This window comes from Clostridium sp. CAG:43, assembly GCF_000434655.1.
Classification (GTDB): Bacteria; Bacillota; Clostridia; order Lachnospirales; family Lachnospiraceae; genus Otoolea; species Otoolea fessa.
Genome location: NZ_FR895049.1, coordinates 14,315 through 20,500, shown reverse-complemented (window position 1 = coordinate 20,500; position 6,186 = coordinate 14,315). Strand labels below are relative to the sequence as shown.

The 6,186-nt window shown below is 48.2% G+C and carries 5 protein-coding genes and 1 tRNA gene; 3 read left to right on the top strand and 3 right to left on the bottom strand.

Features of this window, described 5'->3' with window-relative positions:
• Positions 1-120 precede the first annotated feature (120 nt).
• Positions 121-193, bottom strand: a tRNA-Lys gene (locus QVO97_RS04130).
• A 735-nt stretch (positions 194-928) separates the two neighbouring features.
• On the opposite strand from QVO97_RS04130, the gene nrdD reads away from it, so the two are divergent.
• The 3 genes from nrdD (at position 929) to QVO97_RS04115 (ending at position 4,844) form a co-directional block, all read left to right on the top strand.
• Positions 929-3,118: an anaerobic ribonucleoside-triphosphate reductase gene (gene nrdD / locus QVO97_RS04125; protein ID WP_022359130.1), complete on the top strand. Its 2,190-nt coding sequence runs from the start codon at positions 929-931 to the stop codon at positions 3,116-3,118.
• A 47-nt stretch (positions 3,119-3,165) separates the two neighbouring features.
• Positions 3,166-3,663: an anaerobic ribonucleoside-triphosphate reductase activating protein gene (gene nrdG / locus QVO97_RS04120; protein ID WP_022359129.1), complete on the top strand. Its 498-nt coding sequence runs from the start codon at positions 3,166-3,168 to the stop codon at positions 3,661-3,663.
• Between the two features lie 209 nt (positions 3,664-3,872).
• Positions 3,873-4,844, top strand: a complete 972-nt coding sequence (locus tag QVO97_RS04115; RefSeq protein ID WP_022359128.1) for a hypothetical protein — start codon at positions 3,873-3,875, stop codon at positions 4,842-4,844.
• 199 nt (positions 4,845-5,043) lie between these two features.
• On the opposite strand, the gene QVO97_RS04110 is transcribed toward QVO97_RS04115, so the two are convergent.
• Positions 5,044-5,283, bottom strand: a complete 240-nt coding sequence (locus QVO97_RS04110; protein WP_022359127.1) for a helix-turn-helix domain-containing protein — start codon at positions 5,281-5,283, stop codon at positions 5,044-5,046.
• Between the two features lie 215 nt (positions 5,284-5,498).
• Positions 5,499-6,186 (bottom strand): AraC family transcriptional regulator (locus QVO97_RS04105; RefSeq protein WP_288188870.1); only part of this gene is annotated, 688 nt, incomplete at its 5' end.

The window sequence follows — 6,186 nt, the reverse complement described above, 5'->3', positions numbered from 1 at the left end:
GCTGCTTATGTGCAAGCACAACGCGTCATCCGCCATCTCTTTTTTTCTTTGCACGCCTCATTGCTAACGCACAAAGTGCCTGCCCCACAGCTCTCGGTCTGCGAAACAAGCACTTGATAGTGCGCCTTCAGGGACTCGAACCCTGGACAAATAGATTAAGAGTCTACTGCTCTACCAACTGAGCTAAAGGCGCTTATTTTGTTTTCTTGCGGATGCCTCATCCGTAAGACATGTGTTATTCTACTCCATCCAGAATAAAATGTCAACAGTTTTTTAAATATTTTTAAAAATATTTTAAAAAGCATTATTTTCGGTATTTTTAAAACAGATAAGGGTATGGGCGAAGGAGACTCAGAGGGTATATGGGATGCAGCCATGGGAGAAATGACGAGGTGGGTTTTGCACATGGGACGGTGGATAAGTCTGGAAAGAACGTCGTGGAAAGGGGATCACAGATTTGGGTGTTTGTAAAGGGAGAAAATGATTTTTGTGCAAAATTCTGATTCGAAAAAATATAGGGGAATCCTCTTCCATTTTTAATCTAATTGGTGTATGCTTAAATACGTCATGACGAACACACTATATATTGTGTCATGAAAGAAAACGAGTTCAATATTTTGTGTGTAATTCTAAAAATTACCTAAATACAAATCAAAAATAAAGCCAATCGTAAGACAAGTCGGAACGGAAAAGAATCCTGTCAGTGAAGGCATCCGGACATGAAAAATAGCCTGTCAGAAGAAGGCGCTGCTCTCATGAATGAGGAAATGAGAGTAAGCTGGGGGACGGGAAATGGATACAGATGGATGTTCGATGTATGCCATAAAAGTAGAAAGAGAAATCACAGAAACAGGAACCGGCGAGTCAATTTATAGATTATAGAAGACAAGTCATAAAACGGGCTTAAGGGTAAGGAGAGGGAACAGGGATGGAAGACACAGTAACAACCAATGTAATCAAACGAAATGGAGAAGAAGTACATTTTGACCGGGCGAAGATCGTAAATGCGATCACGAAAGCGAACGGCAATGTGGAGCGTATTCACCAGATGAACCCGTACCAGATTGAAGCGATTGCAGATACGATCGCCGAGCAGGTGCAGGAGATGCCGCACGCGGTGAATGTGGAAGACATCCAGGATATGGTAGAGACCAGCATTATGGAGATGCGTGGTTATGAGGTTGCACAGAAATATGTGCGCTACCGCTACCGCAGGGAGTTAAAACGCAAGTCCAACACGACCGATAACGGCATCCTGGCACTTTTGGACCATATTAATGAAGAAGTGAATCAGGAAAACTCCAACAAGAACCCGGTCATCAACTCGACCCAGCGTGACTACATGGCGGGCGAGGTCAGCAAGGACTTATCCAAGCGTGTGCTGCTGCCGGAGGAGATCGTCCGCGCGCATGAGGAAGGCATCATCCATTTCCATGATACCGACTATTTTGCACAGAAGGAGCACAACTGTGACCTGATCAATCTGGAGGATATGCTGCAGAATGGCACTGTGATCAGTGAGACGATGATCGAGAAGCCGCACAGTTTCTTTACGGCCTGCAACGTGACCACCCAGATCGTGGCGCAGGTAGCCAGCAACCAGTATGGCGGACAGTCCTTTACTCTGGCGCATCTGGCACCGTTTGTGGACATCAGCCGTCAGAAGCTGCGCAAGAACGTGATTGCAGAGCGCACCGAGTGCGGCGAGGCACTGGATGAGGATATCATCAACCGCGTGACCGAACGCCGTCTGCGCGAGGAGGTTAAGAGCGGCATCCAGACGATCCAGTACCAGCTTATCACCCTGATGACCTGTAACGGACAGGCTCCGTTTGTCACGGTATTTATGTATCTGGACGAGGTTCCGGAGGGACGGACCAGAGATGACCTTGCGATGATCATCGAGGAAGTGATGCTGCAGAGAATGCAGGGCGTCAAGAATGAAAAGGGCGTCTGGATCACACCGGCGTTCCCGAAGCTTATCTATGTGCTGGATGAGGACAATATTACGGAAGGTTCGAAATATTGGCACCTGACTGAGCTGGCAGCGAAATGTACCGCGAAACGGATGGTTCCGGACTACATTTCTGCTAAGATTATGAAAGAATTAAAGAAGGGCGAGGTTTACCCGTGCATGGGCTGCCGTTCTTTCCTGACGGTAGAGGATTCCCAGATGCTGCCGAACGGCAGGCATAAATTCTATGGACGTTTCAACCAGGGTGTTGTCACGATTAACCTGGTCGATGTGGCTTGTTCTTCGGAGGGAGATATGGACCGTTTCTGGCAGATTCTCGATGAGAGACTGGAACTGTGCCATCGTGCGCTCCGCTGCCGTCATGAGAGGCTGCTCGGCACGATCTCCGATGTGGCACCGATTCTGTGGCAGAATGGTGCGCTTGCCCGCCTGAAAAAGGGTGAGACGATCGACAAACTCCTGTACAACGGCTATTCTACGATTTCTCTGGGATATGCAGGTCTGTATGAGATGTGTATGCGGATGTTAGGAAAATCCCACACCGATCCGGAGGCGAAGCCATTTGCACTGAAAGTTATGCAGCGTCTGAATGATAAATGCAAAGAGTGGAGAGAGGCGGAGAACATCAGCTATTCTGTATACGGCACGCCGATGGAGTCTACGACTTATAAATTTGCAAAATGCCTGCAGAAGCGCTTCGGTATCATTCCGGGCGTTACGGATAAGAACTATATCACGAACAGCTACCATGTACACGTATCCGAGAAGATTGACGCGTTCAGTAAGCTGAAATTTGAGGCAGAGTTCCAGAAGCTCTCCCCGGGCGGTGCGATCAGCTACATCGAGGTGCCGAATATGCAGACTAATATTCCGGCAGTTCTCTCTGTAATGCAGTTTATCTACAATAACATTATGTACGCGGAGCTGAACACCAAGAGTGATTTCTGTGAGAAGTGTGGCTATGACGGCGAGATCAAGATTGTTGAGGATGAGGCTGGCAAGCTGGTGTGGGAGTGCCCGAACTGCGGCAACCGCGACCAGAACAAGCTCTTTGTCGCACGCCGTACCTGCGGCTACATCGGAACCCAGTTCTGGAATCAGGGACGTACCCAGGAGATCCGCGATCGGGTGCTGCATCTGTAGGATGTGGTGAAAGCCTCCGAGAGTACATTGGTCTAGGGGAGGAAGATATGTATTACGGAACCATCAAAAAGTATGATATTGCCAACGGTCCTGGCGTGCGCGTCAGTCTGTTTGTGTCGGGCTGCCGCCATCACTGCAAGGGCTGTTTCAATGCGGAGACGTGGGATTTCCGATATGGACAGTTATATACAGAAGAGACGGAGAAAGAGATTTTGGCGGCATTGGAACCGGGATATATACAGGGCTTTACGCTGCTCGGCGGAGAACCGTTTGAGCCGGAAAACCAGGTGGAGCTGGTACATTTACTCCGGAAGGTGCGCGAGACGTATCCGGAGAAGGATATCTGGTGCTACAGCGGCTATCTCTGGGATCGGGATCTGGCAGCCGGCGGCGTGGTCCATACAGAGGTGACAGACGAGATGCTGTCCTATGTGGATGTGCTGGTGGACGGAGAGTTCGTGGAAGCGGAGAAGGATCTGACCCTGCAGTTTCGCGGAAGCCGGAACCAGAGGATTCTGGAGCTTAAGAGAATAGGAAGAAAATAATAAGAATGAGATAAAAAGCTGCTGCAGATCGGAAAAAAACTTTCTGATCTGCGGCAGCTTTTTGCATTACAAGGGAGATACAGCAAGCATATACGTGCCTTTGTAATCCGGGGCAGGCTATCATAAGTGGATATTTTCTTCAAGGGGCATAAATAACCCACCTAAGCATCCGCATTTGTGGTAAGATGGACTTAATAGGGGGTATAGCTATGGAGTCTGGAATTCTGATGATTGTGATAGTGGTTATTGGTGTCTTTTATCCGGTATATACAGCCTGGATTTCTCTGGTGGCGGCACCGGTGTATCTAAAGATAGGTTTCCTGTTTGCGATGGCAGGAGCACTTCTCGTCATGAGAATCCTGCGGAAAGAAAAGCAGATAAAATGGATAGTTCTGATCGGCATTCTGGGGGCATATGCCTGGAGTCTGTATAGTTGGTATGACGAAGAGTGCCATTACCAGTATGCGAGAAGCGTGCATGGAGATTCGGGCAATGCTTTGATGCTGTTTGTTGGCACCTTTACATGTCTGATACCGTTGTTTTTGCTGGATGCCGAACTGACCTGGTGGATGGAGTCCCGGAAGAAAAAGAAAGAAGAGAGTCCTGAATCTGAGAAGGAAACAGAGAAAAAAGAAAACCGTCTGGCAGCAGGAATGAAAAACTGGTTTGGAAAGCATCGCCAGACTCTCTGTACGCTGCTTATCTGTGCGATGGGCTGTGGACTTCTCGTGGTTCTGCTATATCCGTATAAGTGCCGGGAGGAAGGATGTTACAATCTGGCCTTCGATGACTTATACTGTGAACAGCACAGGGCAGAGAAGATAGAAGAAAGTAAACGGGAAGAAGAGGAACGTAAAAAAAGAGAACGGGCTGAGCTGATAGAATTACAGAAGAAAAAAGAAGAAGAGGAATCAAGAAGCTACGAGGAATATCTTAAGCGGATAGAAGAGGATCCCTTGTGGGAACTGAAACAACGGAGCCGTAAAAACACACCTGTGCAGAGGGGAATACCACCGGTGCAAAAGAATCTCCAGAATCCCTATGCGGCTTATGATGCAGGATATGATGATGTTATGGAAGGTGATGATTATGACTGGGATCGCTACCGCCGGGATTCAGAATATGCCGATGGTGTAGATGATGCCCTGGATGAGCGGGAAGAGTATGGACGGGATGACTGATAAGGTATCTTGCTGGTGGACACCTTATATATAATATTCGGATAGGTTAAGCGGTACTGTCTTTTCAGAGGCGGTACCGCTTCTGTTTTTAAAAATAGGATCACCAAAAAGAGCTGTCACAAAAGCCGTTGCAAACCGTCGGTTGACAGCTCTTTTTTTGGCGTGCGATCCGCACATGAAATCACTTGTTTCCGAATGTTTAATACATTCCATCGTAAGGATCTTCTTCCTCATGAACTTCAAATAGATCGCCGGGCGTACAGTCCAGTGCGGAGCAGATGCGGGCGATGGTGCTGAAGCGGATGGATTCAGTTTCATTGTCCAGAATTCGGCTGGCATTTTTATAGCCAAGCCCGGTCATGGCGATAAAACGGTATTTCGTCAGACGCTTTTCAGCCAAAAGTTTATGAATGCGAAGTTTAATCGTGACAGTTTTCAATTCGGAATTTCCTCCTTTGTATACACACAGTGTTACATTAAATATAAAGGATTTTCAATGTGCGGATAACTGCCTTAAACAATAGCTGATGTAAAGAAACTGATAGATACATTAAAAAACTGTTCACTGGTTTGTGTATAAAAAAGAACTGCCACGCTCATGACAGTTCTTACGAAAACAAATAGATAGTAAAAAACATCAGCTGTGAATCGCCTCTAAGGCGCCTCACTCCCCTCATTCTCTTCTGCGTAAAACATCCGGTACTGCGCCGGGGTGATGCCGATCTCCTGCTTAAATACGCGGATAAAATAGGATGGGATCCGCAGTCCTACCATCTCACCGACCGACTGGATCGTGGCGTCGGAGTGGAGGAGAAGTTGGGAGGCGTGTTCGATGCGTAGTTTTTTCAGGTACTGCATCGGGCTGGCACCGTATGCCTGGTGGAAGCTGCGGATTAAGTGGGACGGGCTGTAGGAATACTGGCGCGCCAGATCGTTTAAGGAGATCTCCTCCGTGTAGTGGGCATCCAGATAGTCGCGCAGCGTCCGGGCGATGCTTTCCTTCTCGCGGCTGTAGCAGTACGGCGCATAGAGAACCTGGAGAAATTCAATGAAATCATTCTGGAGCTCAAACGGCGTCCGCACGGAGGACGGAAAGCTCTTTTTCTGTGTGTATTTGCTGAAAGAAACCAGGTTCATCCGCTGCAGATACTTTTCCAGCTTCTCCCGGTTGGCTTCCGGCACGGTGCCGGTGCGCGGCAGGGAGAGAATGAAATTCTGCGGCGAATAGTAAAATTTCGGCGCGGCGCGCCGGGTTACGTTGTCCGGGTAAAATTCATCGGACAGGCTGTATTTGCCGTTGGTATAGAAATGCACCCAGCTCGTCGTGGTCTTTTCCTGGCAG